The organism is Adlercreutzia mucosicola DSM 19490, from assembly GCF_000422625.1.
In the GTDB taxonomy this organism is placed as follows: Bacteria; Actinomycetota; Coriobacteriia; order Coriobacteriales; family Eggerthellaceae; genus Adlercreutzia; species Adlercreutzia mucosicola.
On sequence record NZ_AUGK01000006.1, the window covers coordinates 24,415 to 45,074 of the forward strand.

Below are 20,660 nucleotides of genomic sequence, written 5' to 3' on the forward strand. Positions count from 1 at the left end.
CATCGGCGGTGCCTGGTACAGATTGGAGGTGGTCGAGCCGTGACGGCTGACTACTATGAGTTTCTAGCGCGCAAGGCGGTCACCGCTCCGCGAAGCGGTTTCGACCCCGGCGACGCTGTGTCGCCGGTGCTATTCCCGCACCAGCGCGACATCGTTCGATGGTGCCTCAGGGGTGGCAGGCGCGCCATCTTCGCGGCTTTCGGCCTCGGAAAGTCGCTCATGCAGCTCGAGATCATGCGTCTTATCCTTGAGCACGAGGGCGGCTGCAAGTGCCTCATCGTGTGCCCGCTCGGCGTTCGGCAGGAGTTCAAGCGCGACGCCGAGCTTCTGGGCCTGTGCCCGCAGTTCGTGCGCCGCACCGATGAGGTGGTCGGCGACGGATTGTACCTGACCAACTACGAGTCCGTGCGCGACGGCAAGCTGGACGTGTCGGCGTTTACCGCCGTCAGCCTCGACGAGGCGAGCGTCCTTCGCTCCTACGGGTCGAAGACATACCAGTCGTTCCTCACCCTGTTCGAGTCGGTGCCCTACCGGTTCGTGGCGACCGCCACGCCCTCTCCGAACCGCTACAAGGAGCTTATCCACTACGCTGGCTACCTCGGCGTGATGGACACGGGCCAGGCGCTCACGCGGTTCTTCCAGCGCGACTCGACCAAGGCGGGAAACCTCACCCTCTATCCCCATAAGGAGCGCGAGTTTTGGCTGTGGCTCGCCACCTGGGCCGTGTTCGTGCAGCGCCCGAGCGATCTTGGGTATTCCGATGAGGGCTACGAACTTCCGCCCATCGAGGTGGTGTGGCACGAGGTGGCCATGCCCGAGGGTGCCGCCGCATCCGAGGGCCGAGACGGCCAGCTGCGGCTCATCCGCGACTCGTCGGCGTCCCTCTCCGAGGCTGCCGCCATCAAGCGGGCCACCATGGGCGCGCGCATCGCCAAAGCCGCAGAGATCGTCGCGGATTCTCCCGATGACCACTTCATCCTGTGGCACGATCTTGAGGACGAGCGACGCGAGATCGCCCGCCAGATACCCGAGGCGGTGGAAGTGTACGGATCGCAGCCGCTCGACGAGCGCGAGGACAGGATCGTCGGGTTCTCCGACGGTGAGTTCCGCATCCTGGCAACCAAGCCCGTACTGTCTGGCTCCGGGTGCAACTTCCAACGGCACTGCCACCGCGAGGTGTTCTGCGGCGTCGGCTTCAAGTTCAACGATTTCATCCAGGCCATCCACCGGGTGCAGCGATTCCAACAATCGCACCCAGTGCGCATCGATATCATCTACTCGGAAGGCGAGGGCCATGTTGTCGAGGTGCTGCGCGAGAAGTGGCGCGCCCACGACGAGCTGTGCCAGCGCATGGCGGCCATCATCCAGGAGTTCGGGCTTGCAGAGGCCGACGCGGCCTCTGCCATGCGCCGCTCCATGGGCTGCGAGCGCCGCGAAGAGTCGGGCGAGAAGTGGCGCGCGGTGAACAACGACACGGTTGACGAGACAGCCTCTATGGCATCCGACTCGGTAGATCTGATCGTGACGAGTATCCCATTCTCGAACCACTATGAGTACACGCCAAGCTACAACGACTTCGGGCACACCTCGGGAAACGGGGAGTTCTTCGAGCAGATGGACTTCCTCACCCCCGAGCTTCTGCGGGTGCTGCGCCCTGGGCGCATCTATGCCTGTCACGTCAAGGACAGGATCCTCTTCGGCGGCGTCACCGGCGCGGGGCTGCCGACGGTAGACCCGTTCCACGCGCAGGTGATCACACACTGCACGGCCCACGGCTTCGATTACATCGGCATGATCACGGTGGTCACCGACGTGGTGCGCGAGAACAACCAGACGTACCGCCTCGGGTGGACTGAGCAGTGCAAGGACGGCACGAAGATGGGCGTCGGCTGCCCCGAGTACGTCCTGCTTTTCCACAAGCCTCAGAGCGACCGCACGCGCGGCTACGCCGATGTTCCCGTGTCGAAGGACAAGGACTGCTACACCCTGGGGCGCTGGCAGACCGACGCTCACGCCTTCTGGCGCTCGTCGGGAGACAGGCTCCTCGAAGCAGCAGACTTCGCCGATATGGAGATGAGCGAGCGCTGCCGCCTGTTCCGCGACTTCACGCTGTCCCATGTTTACGACCACGAGTGGCACGTGTCCCTGGCCGACGCTATGGCGGCCGCAGGGCAGCTGCCGACCACGTTCATGGCGCTCGCGCCGGCATCGTGGCACCCCGACGTGTGGACTGACGTGGCTCGTATGCGAACGCTTAACACCGAGCAGTCGCGCAAGCGCCGCCAGAACCACGTCTGCCCGCTGCAGTTCGACATCGTAGACAGGCTCATCGAGCGCTACAGCAACCCGGGCGAGGTGGTGTTCGATCCCTTCGGCGGCCTCATGACGGTGCCGCTGCGCGCCGTGCGCGCTGGAAGGCGCGGCGTGGGCACGGAACTCAACCCCGCCTACTTCGACGACGGTGTGGCGTACCTGCGCGCCCTCGACGCCGAGGCAGACGCTCCTACCCTGTTCGATCTTGGCGGTTCGGCATGATGCGCGGCTCTTCTAGGGGGCGGTTGTTATGACCGTGTACGACGTTCCAACCTGCCCGCCAGAGCCGCCCGATGCGACCGCTCACATGGCGTGGTGCGACCGCTGCTCCCACTGGATCGAGTGCCCCTGCGGCTGTTGCTACGGGTGGTGCAGCGCTGGCGGCGAGTTCTGTAAGCCCGATGACCGCGAGGAGTGCTATCTGTTCTGCGGAGTGCCGCCCAAGCAGCCAGACCCCATCGGGGTGTATTGGTGAGAGAGGCCATTGAGAGAGGAGGTGCCCATGAACCTGGCGCAGGATAGCGCCTTTTGGAGGATGAGGCCCGAGACCATGGGCCTCATTGTTTCCGCGCTCTCGGCCGAGCGCAGGGACGCCGTGTGGCCGCGCCTGCTCGCACCTATGTGCTCGATGGTGCGAGGCTCGGGCAAGCTCGGCGAGCTAGAGACGGAATGGCTTGACCAGTGGCTGCTATACGAGGCTGGCAGGGGGGATCTGTGTCCGCAGGATGTGCAGACGGTTCAGATGTCCATTGCCGATGCCGCGCTGGCGCTCGGCTACGGCAGCGCGCCTGTGGCCGACGTGGTGGCTGTGCGCGCCATCCGCGCCCTTCGTGAGATCGGTGTTCTACGCCTCGTCCACAAGGGCATCAAGGGCCACTCGTCGCTCTATGCGGTGATGCCCCTGCCGCCGCTTCAATCCGACTGATTCCCTAACAGTTGCCACGAGAAAACACAAGGGAATTTTGGTGCTCTGCGGTTGCAGATTCACTAACAGATCAACGGGCTTTCAGTTAGGGAAACGCTGCTGTTGCAGGACAGAATTCCCTAACAGTTACTTAAAGGAAGCGTAGGGAATTTTCGGGTGAAAATTCCCTAACAGTTGGAGCGGATTCCCTAACAGTTGAGGGGCAATTCCCTAACAGTTAGCCAAGGTTTTGCTGGGAACTTTTCCGATATCCAGATTTATCCAGAGCTATAGAGGAAGAGATGCAGTGAAGAATGGGTCGCGACCTGTGAAAGCGAGGGAGTCTCGCTCGTGGCACTTTCGCACGCATTTCGGAAAGGAATACGAATGCACGTCTTCATCGTCACCGATGACACCTACCAGCAGCGTCCGTCACTGGCGTTCTTGAGCCATGAGGATGCCGTGACTGCGGCCCAGTGCGCCTACGGGCTGTCTGCCTGCGGTGCGGAGAATCATGTCCTCTCCATCCCGCTGCTGTTCTCAGATCCTCCCGGTCTCGTCACACTCGCCGACATCGATGAAGAGCAGCATCTCGTCAGCGCTAAGGCGCGATCTGGCGAAGATTCGACCACTGACTAGCAAACCAAAGAAATGGGGCCTCAAATCGCCCCAGAATCGAGGAAAGACATGGAGCGGAAAGATCCCAAGGACATGACCGCCAGCGAGCTGCTGCGTTGGGCTGCCAACGGCGAGCCCAACGAGTACGGAAACACCACTACCCCTCACAAGCTGTTTACGGCTCTCTGCGGCAAGCCGTACTGCAACACATCCTATGACGAGGATGCGCGCAGCATCCGCGCCCTCGCCGACAAGATCGACGCCGAGATCGAGGCGGCCCGCGACGAGTCATTCTTGTCGCACGTCGATTCGCTCATCAGTCTGTGTGGCTATCCCATCCGCCGAAAAGGCGAGGAAGTGTTTGACGAATGGATCGATCGCTGCTTCATCCCTCGCCACCGCTACGAGGACGGCGAGACCGTGCAGTTCGGCGACCGTGACATCGACTGGGACGACACAGATGAGTGCCGAGCCCCGGGTGTGCAGTGGGTGGCGACTGCGGTAGATTGCAACGGCAGGATCCTCGCCACGGCATATGACAAAATCGTCGCCGTTGCCAAAACGGACGAGTACGGCCGCGTGAAGCGCCGCGTTCCCGAGGTGCCGGGAGCCGACGGGCTGCCCATCGAGGAGGGCGAGACAGTGTGGGACACGGAGAGCGGAAAGGAGCTCAGCGTCTGCGCGATAGCCAACGCCGACGCCGGAATGATCCAGTGCTCCGACGACGATGGCTACTGCGAGGACTACGACGCACGGCACCTGACCCACACCCCGCCCGACACCCAGCAGCGCATCGACGCCGATGCGCTGAAAAGCACCGCCTCCTACTGGGATTGTCTCGGCAGGAGCTGCGTAGATTGCCCTGCAGAGATCGACGATAAGAGACCCTGGGAGCGATGTGGCGCCAGCAGCTGCGAGCAGGCCCAGCTGCTCGACCTGCTCCGCCGCCAGCGCGAGCTGGACGCCCGCAAGGGAGGTGTGAAATGAGCGAGTTCACCAAGGGCGACTACGTAGTGCACATCAACGAGTTCGGCGATGGAGACTACGGGCGCGTCGCATCCGTGGTCGATGGCGGCAGGGTGTTCGTATGCTTCACAAGCGGCTGCACGGCCTCGGCGTGCGACCCCGCGCACCTCAGAAGGGTCGAGCCACGCGCATGGATGGGGCAGGTAGGGTTCGGCTACCACCGCTTCGACGACGAGTGCCCCGACTACGACCCTGGGTGCTGCGCGGCGTACTGCCCGGAGAAGGGAGGCGAGTAGCCATGGCGTACATCTACATAAGCGGCTCCGTGACGGGCTGCGAGAACCGCAACTTCGACGCGTTCCGCGAGGCGCAGAGGACGCTGGTCGATGCCGGCCACGTGGCCATCATCCCGCACCAGTTCGTCGTTCCGTCTGCGACTCACGAGCAGGCCATGCGCGCGTGCATCAACGAGCTGACGTGGCGTTTCGGCGGCTTCTCTTACGACGGCGTGGCCCTCCTCGAAGGCTGGGAGCAGTCGGAGGGCGCGAGGCTTGAGAAGGCGGTGGCCGAGGCGTGCGGCATCCTGTGCATGACCGTGGACGAGTGGATAGAGGAGGCGATCTGATGGCGATCAAGAACTACTCTACGAAGGTGGCGGCGAGCAAGACCGTCGGAGAGGTGATGGAAATGCTGGCGTCCCACGGGGCCGACTCTATCAACATCGAGTACGGCGAAGACGGCCCGCTGGGCGTGGCGTTCAGGCACTCGGGAAGCGTCTACCGCCTCCCGGCACGCCCCGAGGCCGTGTCGCGAATCCTCAAGGAGCAGGGCAAGCCCTGCAACGGTGGTCAGGCGTCCAACGTCGCCTGGCGCAACGTCAAGGACTGGATCGACGCCCAGATGGCCATGGTGGAGACGGGGCAGGCCGATCTGGCCGAGGTGATGATGCCCTACATGCTGGACAACAAGGGGTATACGCTCTACGAGACCATGGCGGGCAGGATGCTGCCCGGGGAGGAGGCGCGATGAGCGAGTCGAGAAGCTGCGGGACGTGCGGCCGGTACGTAGACCTGCCCGTCGAGGACGGCGACCCCGGAGACCGCATCGGGGTGTGCCCGTGCGCGTGGCTGGTCGACCTTGCGGAGTCGCGCCCCCTGTTCGACGGGCTGTACCCGGATGACGATGCCTGCGAGATGTGGGTGCCGGAGCAGAGCGGCGAGCAGCTGGTGCGCTGCCGCGACTGTTGGAACTGCGCCGTTGCAGCCGACGGGAGCGGCCCGTACTGCGCGCACTGGTCGCGCAGGGTGCCCTGGGACGGGTACTGCCATCTGGGAGAGCGAAAGGAGGAGCGATGAGCGATGAGCTGAAGCCGTGCCCGTTCTGCGGGGGCGATGCGACAGAAGGCCCAGTGTTCGTGACCAGGATGCCGAGCGGCGACATAGGCTGGGTCGGCTGTGTTCCCTGCGGCGTGTTCGTCAACTACACGCACGGCGAGGGCGGGAGGAGAGAGGCCGTGAGGGCCTGGAACACCCGCGCCGAGCGCACGTGCCGTCCAAAGGGCGGAGTCGGCGGATGGTTCTGCTCGGAGTGCGGCGTGTTCGTCAACAACGACTGCATAGCTGACGCGCAGCGTTGGATCGCGCCCCGGTACTGCCCGAACTGCGACGCCAAGGTGGTGCGGTAGATGGAGCGCCCGTACGAGATACCCGACCCGTTGGAGGTCACGCCATGGCGCGAGCGCGAAAAGGAGCGGTGGTTCGCCGAGAACCGCACGGGCAGGAAGTGCACGGCGGTCATAGACGAGCCGAGGGGATGCCTCTGCTGCGTGTTTCACACCGCTCGGTGGAGCTGCCCGCCGTGGGGCGGGAAGATCGTCATGTGGGACGGGCACGCAAAAGCGAACACCTGCGGCATCTACTGCACCATCGCGCGCAACGGCATCGTGTCGGTGATCGACCGCGACGACCGCGAGTTCAAGCCCGATTGGTGCCCGCTCGCGCCCGTGGAAGAGGAGGCCCCGTGCTAGCCCGAGCCGCCCTAGCGGCGATTATTGTTCCATTGGCACTCGTGTGTTTTATGAGCGCTGCCGAGATACGGAGGTGCTGTCGGTGAGATACGTGAGCTTATTTAGCGGCATAGAGGCCGCGAGCGTCGCTTGGGAGCAGCTCGGATGGGAGCCGGCGGCGTTCGCCGAGATAGAGCCGTTTCCATGTGCGGTGTTGTCGCACCGCTTTCCGAATGTGCCCAACCTCGGCGATGTGACCGAGGTGGATTGGAGTCCCTATGCAGGATCAGTTGACATTGTGGTCGGGGGAAGCCCCTGCCAGGCCTTCAGCATATCAGGTGCCAGAAAAGGGCTTCTGGATGCGCGAGGTCGCCTCATGTTCGAGTACGTTAGAGCTGTTCGGGAGGTTGGCCCTCGCTGGGTTCTGTGGGAGAACGTCCCCGGCGTTCTATCGCAGGACGGCGGCAGCGCCTTCGGATCGCTCCTCGCCGCGCTGGAAGACTGCGGGTACGCTCTGTCGTGGCGAGTTCTCGACGCTCAGTTCTTCGGAGTGGCCCAGCGACGCCGCCGTGTGTTCGTTGTCGGACATATTGGAGCCGATGTCGGCCCAGCTGCTGCCGTACTGTTTGACGAGGGCATCTGCCCTGGGAATTCTGGAACGAGCAAGGCGAAGAGGGCGAGCCTTGCCGGCGTTTTTGAGGGAGGCGCTGACGTGGTGGGTCGAGAACGCAGACCGTCTGCGGGGGGGGGCACCTTCTAGCATTTAAGCCGAGTCCTGGCGCAGGTGCGGGATCTGTCGGTGCGTCGGCCGACCTATCGCCAACGCTCATGACCGATCACAACCCCGCCATAGCCATCGCCTACGACACCACACAGATCACGTCATCCGATAATGGAAGCAACCCTGCCGACGGCGATCCGTGCCACGTGCTCTCCTCTAGCGGTCATCCTCCGCTGCTGTGCATGGCTGGCGACGAGGCTAAGTCGTCGGTCGATGACGACCTGTGCGGCACGCTTAAGTGCGGGGGGGGGGTCTCCAATCGTCGCGGTTTCGGCAGCAACGGATCGCAGCTCGTCGGTACCCTCGCCGCCAGGGACTACAAGGGCGTGTGCGACCAGGACATCTCGCAGGGCAAGGTGATCCTGCAATGGATGTGACAGACGCGATCGCTTCAGCAAGGTTCCTTGTTCGCCGGCTCACGCCCACCGAGTGCGAGCGATTGCAAGGCTTCCCCGACGGGTGGACTCGCATCCCGTACCGAGGCAGGCTGCCAGACGAGTGCCCAGATGGGCCGCGGTACAAAGCCCTCGGCAACTCGATGTGTGTGCCGTGCATGAGGTGGATAGGGGAGCGAATCCAGATGGTAGACGCCGTATTGTGCGACGATATCTCGGAAAGCGGAAACGCCAGATACCAACGGGAAAGTAACGGTATAATGACGGAACCTTGAAAACCGAATAGTGGAAGGACTGGCACATGGCCGACGGAACCGAACGCGCGCAAGAGATCCTCGACGGCTACGGCATAGCCTGCGACGAGCTGGCGAGCCTGACCGAGGAGCACGACCGCATCATCAGCGCGCTCTACTCGATCACTTCCGACCCGTCCTCATCGGGTGGAGGATCGTCGGCCGACAAGCTGGGCGGCGGTGTCGCGAGGCTCGTAGACCTCTGCAAGAAGATCGACGGCGAGATCAAGCGATACATCGCAGCCAGGGACGAGGCGCGCTCGCTCGTACGGGCCGTCATGCGCGAGAACATCCAACTCGGCCAGTGCCTCCACTACCGCTACATCGACAGGGACAGGCCGACAATCGCCGCCTACCGCATGGGATACTCTGATCGTAACTACCGGCGCGTGCACATCCGCGCACTGCAACTCGCGCAGGAAATCATCAATCACGAAGCCGCACGGTAAAGTTGTCCGCAAATGTCCGCTAAACCTGTGATATGGTGTAGCCAGTCAGAAACGGGGAAGGGGCGAAAGCTTCAGAACCGACAATAACGAAATCAGCATAAGGGACGCGAGAGCGTCCCTTTTCTTTTGCCCAGAAACGGAGCGAGGATATGCGCGTGCCGACCGACAGGCCGCTCGCCTCGTGGATACGCGAACTCATCGCCATGGGAAGGCTGTACCGATTCTACAAGACGGACGAGTGGATAGAGCTTGCCGGCAGCGTCATGGATGCCGCGCGCCGCGAGTGCGAGTGGTGCCGCGACAATCCAGGCAAGCCTGTGCGCGCCACGTGCGTCCACCACGAGATGGAAGTGAGAGACCATCCCGAACTCGCGCTGTCCCGCACCTACACCGCTGCCGACGGCACGGAGAGAAGAAACCTCTGGGCCATCTGCGACGCCTGCCACAACAGGGCGCACGGCAGATTCCAGGGAGCGCGTAAGAAGCGGGGCGATGAGAAGCCGCTGACGCCCGAGATGTGGTGAATGCGGTATCTGAGTCCACCTGATGCGAGATCGGCCCCCCAGCCCCCCTTGGGGGTCTTCTAAAGAACCTCTGGCAACGGGGGGAGATACCCGACAAGTTAGAAAATTTTCCTTTTTTGGCCAACTTTTGAGAGGAGGTGATGCCGTGGCCGGACGACACAGACAACCCGTGGACGTTCTGGCGGCTCGCGGAAAGACCCATCTGACGCGGGCCGATTACGAGGAGCGCAAGGCCTCGGAGGTCGAAATGCCCATCGACTTGCGCGACATCGAGCCGCCCGAGTACCTTTTCCAGTGGCCCGACCGCGTGGCCGACTTCGACCGGTACGCCAAGATGCTCGCGCGACTGATGCCCGACAACTTCGGCCAGCCTGACGCCGACCTCTTGGCGCGCTACGTGGTTTCCGAATCGCTCTACGAATCGTTCACCGCCCAACTCGTCGGCCTGTCGGATCCGTCGGACATCAAGATGATGCAGATCGCCCAAGACCGCGCGTTCAAGCAGGCCCACACCTGCGCCTCATCCCTGGGCCTCACCGTGACATCGCGATGCAAGCTCGTCGTTCCGGTCGATGAGGACGATGGCGGCGAAGAGGAGTTCTGACCTACGCCCCCGCAAGAGGCGGCGCATCGACTGCCCCGAGATCATCGAATGGATGAGGCTTGTTGAGACCGGCGGCATCGAGGCCTGCGAGGAGCAGCACCAGCTCGTGGCCCACGTTCGGAACGTCTTCGCGACCGAGGAACTGATCATCGACTACGAGCGCATCGAGCGCTACATGGGATATCAGAAGTACTTCCCGTTCGACCTGCTGCCGTGGGAGAAGTTCTGCTTTACGCTGTTCATGTGTGTGTTCAAGGCTGACGGCACCCCCCGCTGGGACGAGATGTTCATCTACGTCGGTCGCGGCGCGGGCAAGAACGGCTTTGACGGCTTCGTTGCATTCTGCGCCATCACTGGCGTCAACGGTATCAGATCCTACGACGTGGACATCTGCGCGAACTCCGAGGAGCAGGCCAAAACATCATTCGATGATGTGTACAACATTTTCGAAGAGCCAGACAACTTCAAGAAGTTCAAGCGGTCGTTCACGTGGAACCAGATCGTCATCACGAGCAAGTCAACCAAATCTCGCATCAAGTACCGCACCGACAACCCGAAGAGCAAGGACGGCCTACGATCCGGCATGGTCATCTTCGACGAGGTGCACGCTTACGAGAACTGGAAGAACATCAACGTATTCACCACGGGTCTCGGCAAGAAACCGCACCCGCGCCGACTGTACACTACCACCGACGGCGATGTTCGCGACGGCGTTCTCGACTCGCTGAAGAGCAAGTCGAAAAAGATCCTCGCCGGCGAGAAGCACGACAACGGGTTTCTGCCCTTCATGTGCAAGCTCGACCGCCCCGAGGAGGTCAACGACCCCAGCAAGTGGGAGAAGGCGAACCCCTCCCTGCCGTACCTGCCCATCCTTCGCGCCGAGATCGAGAAGGAGTACGCCGACTACGTAGAGAATCCTGTCGTCAACTTCGACTTCATGGTCAAGCGCATGAACTGCCCGACCCAGGCGCAGGAGGGCGCGGTCGCGAAATGGGACGACATCTTGGCCACGCGCCGCGAAGTCCCCGAGCTTTACGGCTGGCCGTGCATCTGCGGAATCGACTTCGCCAAGACAAACGACTTCGTGGCCGCAGTACTCCTGTTCCGCGACGGAAACAGCTACTACGTCCTGTGTCACACATGGGTATGCAGACAGTCGGCAGACCTCGGGCGCATCAAAGCGCCCCTTGAGGAGTGGGAGGCTGCGGGCCTCCTCGAATTCGTTGACGATGTGGAGGTGTCGCCCTGGCTCGTGACCGACTGGCTGCACGCCCAGATGCGGCTCTACGACGTGCTCAAAGTCGCTATCGACAGCTACCGATATTCGCTGCTCAAGCGTGAGCTTGAGTCAATCGGGTTTTCTGACGGCGACAAGACCGTGAAGCTGGTTCGGCCGAGCGACGTCATGCTCGTGCAGGTCAAGATCAACTCGCTTCTCGTTAATCAGTCCATCGCCTGGGGCGAAAACCCGCTCATGCGGTGGTACACGAACAACACGAAGCTGGTGCCAGCGGCGCACGGCAATTTCACCTATGGCAAGATCGAGGAGAAGTCACGCAAAACAGACGGCTTCATGGCCTTCGTGGCGGCCATGACCCAGGAAGGAGAACTGCCCGAATGCAACGAGATCGAGTTCATCGAGCCTTTGGTCGTGTAGGAGGTGGTGCCTAGTGAATGTCATCGACTTCCTCAATCTTCGCATCACGACGGACGAGATCGATCCTGCCGCCGGCGCGAGCCTTGGGGATAATGCCGCCATGCTCTACTTCAAGGCGGCGGCGACCGATACCGCCATCGGGTATGTAGCAGACTCCATTGCGAGCTGCGAGATGCGCGTGATGGATCGCGGCGAGCCGAAGCGGGGTCACCTCTATAGGATGCTCAACTTAAGGCCCAACCCTGTCATGAGCGCCTATCAGCTCAAAATCGGCATGATCTACAAACTGATGACCGTGGGCGAGGCCCTGGTGGTGCCTATCGGGAGCGGTTTGTACCTCGCCGACGGATTTAACAAGAACGACACCGACTATGGAATCGCGATGTTTGAGAACGTAACCGTCAACGGATACCAGATCAGACGCCGCTATAACTCGGGCGAGGCCATCTATCTCACCTTCGGCAACCAGCGTGTCAAGCGCCTAGTTGACGGGATGTATGAGGCCTACGCCAAGATGATGAGCGCTGCTGTGGACGGATACCAGGCAGGTGCTGGCACGAAATGGAAGCTCACCGTCAATCAGGGCGGCACTGGCGACCGCCAGTTCAACAAGGCCGCCGACGAGCAGCGAAACGACCCTCGCGAGATGCTGCAGAAGTTCATCAGGGGCGCGAACTCGGTCTACTTCGAGACGCGCGGTCAGGAACTTAAGGAGATCGACGTGAAGGGGTGCCCCTCCGACGATCTCATCAAGATCCGCAAAGACGCCTTCGAGCTTGTGGCAAGCATCTACAAAATCCCTCAGTCGATGCTCTTCGGAAACATGACGAACTTGGACGAGATCACGCGCGTGTTCCTCACGTTCACGGTCAAGCCGCTCGCCAAGCAGATATCCGAGGAGCTGACCGCAAAGTTGTTCGACCCCATCTCGTGGTTACAAGGCTGCGAGATCGTGGTCGATACGTCGCGTATCAAGTACATCGATATCTTCGATAGCGCCCCGTCCGTCCAGCAACTGCTCGGGGCTGGCTACTCCATGGACGAGCTGCGTGAATACCTCAACCAGCCGACCATCGGAACGGAAGAGTCCCAGCAGCACCTCATCACCCGCAACTTCGGGCCTATCGACGAGGTGCTGCGCCAAGTCATCCAGGAAAGGGGGTGAGAAATGAAAAGATACTTCTCCCTGAAGAAGGAGGGTCGATCCGCCCAGCTCGACATCTACGGCAAAATCACCTCGTGGCCGTGCGACGAGTCAGACATGAGCGCCGCCACTCTCTCCAAGCAGCTAGAGGAGATCGGCGACGTTGACGAGATCGCCGTGCATATCAATAGCTACGGGGGTGAGGTCAAGGAGGGCATCGCTATCTACAACGCCCTGCGCTCGCACAAGGCGCGCGTCAAGACCGTCTGCGATGGCATGGCGTGCTCCATCGCGTCGGTCATCTTCATGGCTGGCGACGAGCGCGTGATGTACGAGGCATCTCTGCTCATGATTCACAACGCGTGGGCTTCTGGCTCCGGCAACGCCGCAGAACTGCGCAAGCAGGCAGACGATCTGGACGTCATCACCGACGCCTCCAAGGCGGCCTATCTCTCGCGGGTATCAATCGGTGCCGAAGAGCTGACGGCGCTTATGGATGCCGAGACGTGGATTACCCCCGAGGCCGCCGTTGACATGGGTTTCGCCACATCCATCGACACGTTGGAAGGGGACGCCAATCCCTCCCAGTGCGCGCTCCGCGCCCTCGTGGCACTGGCCGCCGCCAAGTCGGCCGAGGATGCCGACGAAGATGGCGACGACCCCGGCGATGCTGATGACCCCGATGACGCGGGCGGCGATGAGGAACCCGATGACCCCGAAGATGGGGCCGATGAGAACGAAGAGCCAAGCGAGGCGCTCCAACGACTGGGGCGCTTTTTTAATGCCATCAACCAATAGAAGGGAAGTTAAATGACCATCAAGTTCGCCAACATGGAGGCCTGCGAGCAGCTGTCCGAAGCCATGCTCGCTAAAGAGGCAGATCCGAGCGCGCTGGCGCTCGCCTGGGCCGCCTACGCCGAGTCTATCGCAGATGAGCTGCGCGTCGAGTTCGAGCAGCACGGCCCCAATATCGACGCCGCCGCCATGGAGTCTCGCGGCTACCGCGTGCTGACCGCAAAGGAGACGACGTGGTACGAGAATGTGGCCCAGGCCCTGCGCGAGTCTAAGACCGAGCAGGCGTTCATCAACATCATCGGCACCGACGACCAGGACACCCTCATGCCGCCGACCATCATCCAGGATGTGTTCTCCGACATCCAGAAGGAGAGCAAGCTGCTCGCGAAGATCGGATCGCAGTACGTCGGCTACGCGACAAAGTTCATCATGAATGACGCGTCCGTCCAGATGGGAACGTGGAACAAGGTCACCGCCGAGATCACCAAGGAGATCGAGGGCGCTATCAAGGTCATTTCCATGGAACAGAGCCGCTACACCGCCTTCTGTATCATCCCGCTCGACGTGCTGGACATGGGGCCGCAGTTCCTTGACGCGTTCATCCGCGCCCTCATGGCCGAGTCTATGATCTACGGCCTCGAAGAGGCCATCGTCAACGGCTCTGGCGTCAATAAGCCCATCGGTATGATGCGCAATCCTGACGGCGCATTCGACCAGACGAACGGGTATCCCGAGAAAGAGGCCATCAAGGTCACATCCTTCGCTCCCGAGGAGTACGGCCCGCTGCTCTCCAATCTTGCCAAGACCCCTACGGGCCGCCAGCGCGTGTTCAGTGACGTTATCCTTGTGTGCAGTATGACTGACTATCTCAACAAGGTCATGCCCGCCATCACCGTGCAGTCCACCATGGGCGGCTATGTCTCCAACGTGTTCCCGTTCCCTACCGAGCCCATCCCTGCCGCCACGGTGCCCGAGGGTAAGGCTATCATCGGCATCCCGAAACTCTACAAGCTCGGCATCGGCGGCTCGCGAAACGGCATCGAGTACGACGACTCGTTCAAGTTCCTCGATGACTGCCGCACCTTCAAGGCGATCCAGCACGCAGCCGGCCGCCCCTACGACAACATGAGCTTCATTGTGATCGACATCTCCGAGCTTGAGCCTGCCTACATCACGGTTCGCAATGTGGCTGCTGGCGCTGGCGTGCCGAGCGTGTAGGCCATGGCTGCCGACAACATCCCGGCGGTGGAGTGCGCGCTGTTCCAGCAGGTTATGCGCAAGCTGAAGATCACCTGGGAGGATGAGGAGACCGCGCACCGCGTGCGCGACGAGATCATTCCGAACGCCGAGGCGGCCCTGAGACGCCGCCTCGGCATCCCTGATAGCGCGGACTTCCCCTTCGCTAACCCCGGGCCAGAGAACATCCTTCTTGAGAACCACTGCTGGTACGACTGGTACGACGCATTGGAGGAGTTCCACGAGAACTACTTCGATCTCATCGAGGAGTGCCGGCGCAGATGGGAGGTGATGCAATATGCCGCTGAAAAGAAAGCGGAAGGCGCAGACCCTCTCTGACGGCGTGGCCGACTTCTACCGAGACCGTCCAGACCGCAGGACTCCGTTCGGTGCGGCCATTGCGCCCAAGAGTGCCGATGATATGGACTTCATCGCGCGGCTCCACTTCTCGCGCGAGTCGAAGCGCGAGAGGGATTTCGACTTCGCTGAGCAGCGCGGGTTCACCCTCGCTCAAAAGGTCAAGTGCCACCGCGTCTCCGGGATCGACAGCTCGTGCCGCGCGGTCATCGACGGGGCGCTCTACGGCATCGCCCACATCGACGATGACGGCCCATTCATGTTCGTCTACCTCGAAGGCGGCTCTCCATTCCCGCCTGGGGAGGTGAGCGACATTGGAACCGATTTTGCAGGCGATCAGTAAGGCGCTTGAGGATGCCGACGAGAAGTCGGTTTTCTACGGCGTAGCCACCGGTTTCGACATGAAGAGATCGGATCCGTGGAACTACACCGTGTACTCTCGCGACAGCATTGACCCTACCGTGAACAAGACGGGAAAGACGCGCCACTACACCGTGGCCGTCACGCGCGAGAACTACCTGCCCGACGAGGTGCTTGAGCGCGTGGTGGAAGCACTCGGCTCCATCCCCGGGGTGCGCATCTCTGGCAGCATCGGCTACGAATACGCGGTCAACCCAGGTACGGGAAACCCTGTGGAGCAGGCTATCATCACACTCGCAAAGGCAGAGAAGCGATGAGTGGCTTTATGCTCGACGCTGACTCGGCAAAAGAACTTGAGGAACGCGTCCGCGCCTTCGGCCAGGGCGCTGAGGATGTCGTCAATGGCGTCCTGCACGCCGAGGCCGGCCCGCTCATCTACGAGCGCATCAACCCGCTCATCCACCCGTCGGGACGCCGGTTCAAGGGCCACCCTGCGTCTGCGAAGTCCTCCAAGTGGCCCGTTTACAGGACTAACGAGAATCTGGCTGTGACTGTCGGCACAGCGCGTAGATTCTCGTATCTTTATTTCCCCAACGACGGGGTCAACACGAAAAGACACGCAGGCGAGCAGCACTTCATGTTCAGGGGCGCGCGGGACGCATCCCGATCCGTCATGGAGCGCTGCATCGCTGCGCTTACAAGAGAATTGGATCATTAAATGGCAAAAGCAATCCTGGAGACGGTGTTCTCCGAATACGAGGTGTACCGCCTCAACATGATCTTCCCTGCGCTCGCCGAGTCCGAGCAGCCCGAAGTCGGCACCATCAAGTGCATCGGCACCCTTGAGGAGACGAGCGACGTTCGAAAAGTCGTGAAGAAGTGCCGTGGCGTCGATGCCAAGGTGGTCACCATCGGCGCGGGCACGGGCACGCTCAAGCTCACGCTCCACATGCCTTGGGCGCTCTACGTCAAGGCGCTCGCCATGGACGCCGACAAAGATCTCATCGAGGGCGTGGTCGCCTACGGCCGTAAGTCGATTCATCCCGAGTTCGCGATGACCGCCCACGTCAAGGACGAGGATGGCATCGAGAAGTACAAGGCATGGCCGCGCTGCGTCGTCACCAACGGCCCGTCGCGAAAGGTCGAGAACGGGGCCGAGGAGGTGGCTGAGATCGATCTTGAGCTGTCCTTCATGCCAGACGACTACGACAACGGCGTGTACGAGGCGCTTTCGGCGAACCTCAAGGACGATACGGTGAAAACAGGGTGGCTCCAGGGCTTCACCCCCGACATGGTGCACGCCAAGGAGGTGGAGTAAATGGTAGCTCCCAAGAAGGCCCCCTCTAAGGCCGCGCAGGTTGCGCCCGACGCCGCCGATCAGGTCAAGACCTCTCCCGACCCCGTGCCTGATGCTGATAGTCAGACCGACCCCGCGCCCGACGCCGGCGACCATACGGCGGCCGCTTCCCCGCATATGGTCGATGTTATCGTCCTGCACGAGTTCAACGATCTGGCCGAGGGGGCGCGCCGCCATGTCGGAGACCGCATCAGCATCACCGACGAGCGCGCAGCCGAGATTTTGGACACCCATAACCCCGCCCTGATCTGCATCGTCGGTGATGCTCATGAGTAAGAACATGAAGATGCCCGCCCTCAACTCGACCCGCAAGTTCGAGTTGGCAGACGGTACGGTCGTGCCGCTCACGCTGAACAACGCCCTGCTCTACCAGATCCGCTCCGAGCGAAAGTCCGACTACGACAAGTTCAACGATGTTCTGTTCAAGGGCGGTAAGGACTATTTCCAGCTCGTCGATGTCCTCTACGTGGCCTACCTCTGCGGTTTCCTTTCGGAGCACGGAAACCTCGATGAGGCCATGGACGACATCGGCTTCATGCTCGCGATGCCTGAAGACCCTATCGTCGTATCCGAAGAGGCCCAGTGGCTCATCTCCCCAAAAAAGATGAGGGATTCCGTGGCCCCCTCGAAAAGCGGACAGGGCAAATAAGGCGCAAGCTGGGGAAGGGGAGGGCATCTTCCCTTCCCAAGACATCCATTGAGGATATCGAAGACCTGTACACCAGCGTCGTGATCATATCTGGTGTGTCGGAAGAGCTCTTCTGGCACGCCGACCTGTCGTTCGTGCTCTCCGTCACCGACAACAAGCGCGCCTTCGATGAGTGGATGGCGGCTGAGCGAGACCTGATGACCGAAAGGAGGTGACACCCATGGCCAAGAAAGACGAGGCCAAAATCAAGTTTAGCGCTGACACCAAGGAGTTCAGCGACGCCATCAAGCAAGCAGGCGACACCATGACCCGTCTTCGCGGCGAGTTGAAGCTGGCCGATGCCCAGATGGCGAATACGGGCCAGAGCGTCGAGGGCCTGGCCAAGAAGCACGAGCTGTTGGCCGAGCACGACGAGGCCCTGTCGCGCAAGATCGAAGCCCTGAACGGCAAGATGGAGAAGGCCCGCGAGGTGTGGGGCGACAACTCCCAGGAAGTGCAGCGCTACACCAACATGATCACGAGCGCCCAGGCCGCCCAGGAGCGGGTTCGCGGCCAGATCGAGTCGGTGAGCGCCGCCCTCGAATCCCAGCGCGAGGCCGAGGCCCGCGCGGAGAGTGCGCTTGGCAAGCTGGGCGCGGCCATCGAGGCCCAGCAGGCCGAGGTGTCGCGCCTTGCCGATGAGTACAAAAACGCCGTCATCCAGTACGGCCGCACATCCGACGAGGCCAAGTCGCTTGAGACAGCCCTGCGCAACGCGAACGACTCTTTGGATAAGAGCAAGAGATCGATGGCCGAGGCCGAGGACGCCGCCAGAGGTTGCGCCGGCGCGTTCGACGATATGGGTGGGGCTGCCCTCGACGGGAAGAACTCCCTGGAAGAGCTGGCGGCTGGCACCATGCTCGCCGATTTCGGCGAGGCGGCCATCGACTCGGCGACAGAGGCCGTGAAGCGCCTCGTTGCGGAGTCGGACGTTGCGGCCGCCAAGATCAAGACATCGTTCGGCGGCTATGCCGCCGATCAGTTCGGGGAGCTTGAAGAGGCTCTTCACCGCATCTACGCCGGCAACTACGGCGATAGCTTCGAGGATATCGCCGATGCCGGCCGCGAGATCGTCAACGTCCTCGGGAACGATCTGAGCACCGAGTCGTTCGAGGAGCTTACCGTCCAGGCGATCATTCTCCGAGACGCGTTCGATGTCGATGTGAACGAGTCTATTAAGGCCGCCAACCAACTCATGAACCAGTTCGGGCTGGACGGGAAGCGGGCCTACGATATGCTCGCCGCCGGCTGCCAGGAGGGACTGAACGCCAACGGCGAGTGGTTCGACGCTGTGTCCGAGTACTCGGTCTACTACCAGCAGCTCGGGCTATCCGTTGACGATATGTTCAACACCATGGCCGCCGGCTCCCAGGTATTTCTGAACGGTACCGACAAGGCGGGCGATGCCATCAAGGAGTTCTCGATTCGCTCCGTTGATATGAGCAAGTCCACCGCCGAGGCCTACGCGAACATCGGCCTGTGCGCCGATGAGATGCAGTCCAGGATCTCCGAAGGCGGTGAGACGGCCCGTCAGGCGACTATCGAGACTATCGAGGCTCTGCTTGCTGAGGAAAGCCAGCTTCTGCAGAACGCCGACGGCGTGGCTCTGTTCGGCACGATGTGGGAGGACATGGGCCGCGACGGTATGCAGGCCATGTTGGGTCTTCTCGGTGCGGCCACCGACACCGCAGGCACCATGGAGGAGATCGACTCGATCCGCTACGACAACGTGTCAGATCAGGCAGAGGGTCTCAAGCGCCGCTTCGAGGACGAGATGTTCATGCCGCTCGTCGAGAAGATACAGCCCGCACTGTCGTGGTTCTTCGCGTTCGCGAACGACAACTTCGAGTGGCTCGCGCCGGTTGTCGTCGGCGTCGCCGTGGCGTTCGGGATTCTCGGCACCGCCATGGCCATATCGGGCACCATCCAGGCGGTGACCGGTGCCATGGCGTCGCTCAACATAGTCATGAGCGCGAACCCCGTTGTCATCGTCGTTGCCGCCATCGCCGGTCTTGTCGCAGCATTCGTGCTGCTCTGGAACAACTGCGAGTGGTTCCGAAATTTCTGGATCGGCCTGTGGGACGGCATCTGCCAGGGGGCATCTGCCGCTGCGGAGTGGTTCATGGCGAACGTCGTGGCACCTATCTGCGGATTCTTCGGCATGATCGGCGAGGCTGGTGCCTCCGCGTGGGGGTTCGTGAGCGAAAAGGCCCAGATCGCATGGGATACAGTCTGCAATATCTTTCAGGTCGGCGTCATGCTCGTCCAGGAAATCCTCGGCCTTGCCGTCGATATACTCCTCGTTCCGTGGAACTTCATCTGGGAGAACTTCGGCGGCGTCATCACGATGGCTTGGGACTTCATCACGTCTGTCGTCGGTGCCGGGATCGATGCCTGCTTCGCGTGGATCGACGAGAAGCTATCCCTCCTCAGGGCGGTGTGGGACATCGCCTGGGGCGCGGTGTCGTCCAAGGCGTCCGAGGTGTGGTCAGTTATTACGTCTGTCGTCTCCGCTGGCATCGACTCGTGCGCGGCCTGGATCGATGAGCGAATCCGCTTCATCCAGGACGTGTGGAGCATCGTCTGGGGCGCTGTGTCATCGAAGGCGAGCGAGATCTGGGGCGGTATCCAGTCTATTGTCTCTGCTGGCGTATCCTTCATCGACGAGCAATTCCAGAGGGCTAAGGGTGCGGCCGAGATCGTCTGGGGTGCCATCAGGCACGCCATCATCGATCCTGTCCAAGGCGCGTTCGATGCTGTGCGCGGCATTGTTGACAAGATCAAGAACGTGTTCAACTTCAACTGGAAGCTACCCGATCTGAAGCTGCCTCATATCGAGATCACAGGCGGCTTTTCGATAAGCCCGCCCTCGGTTCCCAACTTCGAACTTAAGTGGTACGCGAAGGGCGCTGTGTTCAGCCGTCCGACCGTGCTTCAGGGCCTCGATGGTAAATACCGTGGCGTTGGCGAAGCTGGCCCCGAGGCCATCGCTCCCATCCGTGTTCTGCAGAATTACGTGTCCGATGCTGTTATCGCGTCGAAGCACGGCGATGCTGACCGCATCTGCTCTGCCATCGATAGGCTTGCGGATCGGGTCACGGTTCTTGAAATCGATGGAAACAAGATCGCCGAGGCGACTGCGGAGCCGAACGACCGCGTGCAGGGCGGCCGTCAGGAACTGAGCGAAAGGGGGTTGGCGCTGTGATGTGCGAAG

The 20,660-nt window shown here is 61.7% G+C and carries 30 protein-coding genes; all 30 read left to right on the top strand.

What is annotated here, in order from left to right; all coding sequences use genetic code 11:
• The first annotated feature begins 39 nt into the window (after window positions 1-39).
• On the top strand, window positions 40-2,535 hold the full coding sequence (locus G503_RS0104160) for a DNA methyltransferase (RefSeq protein ID WP_202805162.1): 2,496 nt from the start codon (window positions 40-42) through the stop codon (window positions 2,533-2,535).
• Between the two features lie 28 nt (window positions 2,536-2,563).
• Window positions 2,564-2,788, top strand: coding sequence for a hypothetical protein (locus G503_RS16290; protein WP_156891913.1), 225 nt, complete (start codon window positions 2,564-2,566; stop codon window positions 2,786-2,788).
• A gap of 27 nt (window positions 2,789-2,815) precedes the next feature.
• On the top strand, window positions 2,816-3,238 hold the full coding sequence (locus G503_RS0104165) for a hypothetical protein (protein WP_028026587.1): 423 nt from the start codon (window positions 2,816-2,818) through the stop codon (window positions 3,236-3,238).
• 366 nt (window positions 3,239-3,604) lie between these two features.
• Complete coding sequence (locus G503_RS0104170) at window positions 3,605-3,856, top strand: hypothetical protein (protein ID WP_028026588.1); 252 nt, start codon at window positions 3,605-3,607, stop codon at window positions 3,854-3,856.
• Window positions 3,857-3,904: 48 nt separating this feature from the next.
• Entirely contained in the window at window positions 3,905-4,822 is a 918-nt protein-coding gene (locus G503_RS0104175) for a hypothetical protein (protein ID WP_028026589.1), read from the top strand.
• On the top strand, window positions 4,819-5,097 hold the full coding sequence (locus tag G503_RS16470; RefSeq protein ID WP_028026590.1) for a hypothetical protein: 279 nt from the start codon (window positions 4,819-4,821) through the stop codon (window positions 5,095-5,097). The genes G503_RS0104175 and G503_RS16470 overlap by 4 nt, the downstream gene beginning before the upstream one ends.
• A 2-nt stretch (window positions 5,098-5,099) precedes the next feature.
• Window positions 5,100-5,426 (top strand): DUF4406 domain-containing protein, encoded by a 327-nt coding sequence (locus G503_RS16475; RefSeq protein WP_051190906.1) that lies wholly within the window; start codon window positions 5,100-5,102, stop codon window positions 5,424-5,426.
• Window positions 5,426-5,830, top strand: a complete 405-nt coding sequence (locus tag G503_RS0104190) for a hypothetical protein (protein WP_028026591.1) — start codon at window positions 5,426-5,428, stop codon at window positions 5,828-5,830. Before G503_RS16475 ends, G503_RS0104190 begins: the two co-directional genes overlap by 1 nt.
• Window positions 5,827-6,156, top strand: a complete 330-nt coding sequence (locus tag G503_RS0104195) for a hypothetical protein (protein ID WP_028026592.1) — start codon at window positions 5,827-5,829, stop codon at window positions 6,154-6,156. Before G503_RS0104190 ends, G503_RS0104195 begins: the two co-directional genes overlap by 4 nt.
• Window positions 6,153-6,485, top strand: coding sequence for a Lar family restriction alleviation protein (locus G503_RS0104200; RefSeq protein WP_028026593.1), 333 nt, complete (start codon window positions 6,153-6,155; stop codon window positions 6,483-6,485). The genes G503_RS0104195 and G503_RS0104200 overlap by 4 nt, the downstream gene beginning before the upstream one ends.
• The gene (locus tag G503_RS0104205) at window positions 6,486-6,827 is read left to right on the top strand and encodes a hypothetical protein (RefSeq protein WP_028026594.1); all 342 of its coding nucleotides are present in this window, start codon (window positions 6,486-6,488) and stop codon (window positions 6,825-6,827) included.
• Window positions 6,828-6,909: 82 nt separating this feature from the next.
• Window positions 6,910-7,566 carry a DNA cytosine methyltransferase gene (locus G503_RS13655; RefSeq protein ID WP_156891914.1) on the top strand — a complete coding sequence of 219 codons (657 nt, stop codon included), beginning with the start codon at window positions 6,910-6,912 and terminating at the stop codon, window positions 7,564-7,566.
• Between the two features lie 68 nt (window positions 7,567-7,634).
• The gene (locus G503_RS15520) at window positions 7,635-7,964 is read left to right on the top strand and encodes a hypothetical protein (RefSeq protein ID WP_028026595.1); all 330 of its coding nucleotides are present in this window, start codon (window positions 7,635-7,637) and stop codon (window positions 7,962-7,964) included.
• Window positions 7,955-8,257, top strand: coding sequence for a DNA cytosine methyltransferase (locus G503_RS0104220; RefSeq protein WP_028026596.1), 303 nt, complete (start codon window positions 7,955-7,957; stop codon window positions 8,255-8,257). Before G503_RS15520 ends, G503_RS0104220 begins: the two co-directional genes overlap by 10 nt.
• 26 nt (window positions 8,258-8,283) lie before the next feature.
• Window positions 8,284-8,724: a hypothetical protein gene (locus G503_RS0104225; RefSeq protein WP_028026597.1), complete on the top strand. Its 441-nt coding sequence runs from the start codon at window positions 8,284-8,286 to the stop codon at window positions 8,722-8,724.
• Window positions 8,725-8,879: 155 nt separating this feature from the next.
• On the top strand, window positions 8,880-9,248 hold the full coding sequence (locus G503_RS13660; RefSeq protein ID WP_156891915.1) for a hypothetical protein: 369 nt from the start codon (window positions 8,880-8,882) through the stop codon (window positions 9,246-9,248).
• 145 nt (window positions 9,249-9,393) lie between these two features.
• Entirely contained in the window at window positions 9,394-9,852 is a 459-nt protein-coding gene (locus G503_RS0104235) for a P27 family phage terminase small subunit (RefSeq protein ID WP_035021735.1), read from the top strand.
• Window positions 9,830-11,509 (top strand): terminase TerL endonuclease subunit, encoded by a 1,680-nt coding sequence (locus G503_RS13665; protein WP_051190910.1) that lies wholly within the window; start codon window positions 9,830-9,832, stop codon window positions 11,507-11,509. The genes G503_RS0104235 and G503_RS13665 overlap by 23 nt, the downstream gene beginning before the upstream one ends.
• Before the next feature lie 13 nt (window positions 11,510-11,522).
• Window positions 11,523-12,674 (top strand): phage portal protein, encoded by a 1,152-nt coding sequence (locus tag G503_RS0104245; protein WP_028026599.1) that lies wholly within the window; start codon window positions 11,523-11,525, stop codon window positions 12,672-12,674.
• A 3-nt stretch (window positions 12,675-12,677) separates the two neighbouring features.
• A complete protein-coding gene (locus G503_RS13670; protein ID WP_051190911.1) occupies window positions 12,678-13,451 on the top strand; it encodes a head maturation protease, ClpP-related in 774 nt (257 codons plus the stop codon).
• 12 nt (window positions 13,452-13,463) lie between these two features.
• A complete protein-coding gene (locus tag G503_RS0104255) occupies window positions 13,464-14,666 on the top strand; it encodes a phage major capsid protein (RefSeq protein ID WP_028026600.1) in 1,203 nt (400 codons plus the stop codon).
• A 3-nt stretch (window positions 14,667-14,669) separates the two neighbouring features.
• Entirely contained in the window at window positions 14,670-15,023 is a 354-nt protein-coding gene (locus G503_RS0104260; protein ID WP_028026601.1) for a hypothetical protein, read from the top strand.
• Window positions 14,983-15,384, top strand: coding sequence for a hypothetical protein (locus G503_RS0104265; RefSeq protein WP_156891917.1), 402 nt, complete (start codon window positions 14,983-14,985; stop codon window positions 15,382-15,384). Before G503_RS0104260 ends, G503_RS0104265 begins: the two co-directional genes overlap by 41 nt.
• Window positions 15,368-15,718 carry a hypothetical protein gene (locus tag G503_RS0104270; protein WP_028026603.1) on the top strand — a complete coding sequence of 117 codons (351 nt, stop codon included), beginning with the start codon at window positions 15,368-15,370 and terminating at the stop codon, window positions 15,716-15,718. Before G503_RS0104265 ends, G503_RS0104270 begins: the two co-directional genes overlap by 17 nt.
• 8 nt (window positions 15,719-15,726) lie before the next feature.
• Window positions 15,727-16,119, top strand: coding sequence for a hypothetical protein (locus tag G503_RS0104275; protein ID WP_156891918.1), 393 nt, complete (start codon window positions 15,727-15,729; stop codon window positions 16,117-16,119).
• Window positions 16,120-16,719, top strand: coding sequence for a hypothetical protein (locus G503_RS0104280; protein WP_028026605.1), 600 nt, complete (start codon window positions 16,120-16,122; stop codon window positions 16,717-16,719). It abuts the gene before it with no gap.
• Entirely contained in the window at window positions 16,720-17,034 is a 315-nt protein-coding gene (locus tag G503_RS0104285) for a hypothetical protein (RefSeq protein WP_028026606.1), read from the top strand.
• On the top strand, window positions 17,027-17,407 hold the full coding sequence (locus tag G503_RS0104290) for a hypothetical protein (protein WP_156891919.1): 381 nt from the start codon (window positions 17,027-17,029) through the stop codon (window positions 17,405-17,407). The genes G503_RS0104285 and G503_RS0104290 overlap by 8 nt, the downstream gene beginning before the upstream one ends.
• Window positions 17,408-17,487: 80 nt before the next feature.
• Window positions 17,488-17,622 (top strand): hypothetical protein, encoded by a 135-nt coding sequence (locus G503_RS16850; RefSeq protein WP_257482881.1) that lies wholly within the window; start codon window positions 17,488-17,490, stop codon window positions 17,620-17,622.
• A 5-nt stretch (window positions 17,623-17,627) separates the two neighbouring features.
• Complete coding sequence (locus G503_RS0104300) at window positions 17,628-20,651, top strand: phage tail tape measure protein (RefSeq protein ID WP_028026608.1); 3,024 nt, start codon at window positions 17,628-17,630, stop codon at window positions 20,649-20,651.
• Window positions 20,652-20,660 lie beyond the last annotated feature (9 nt).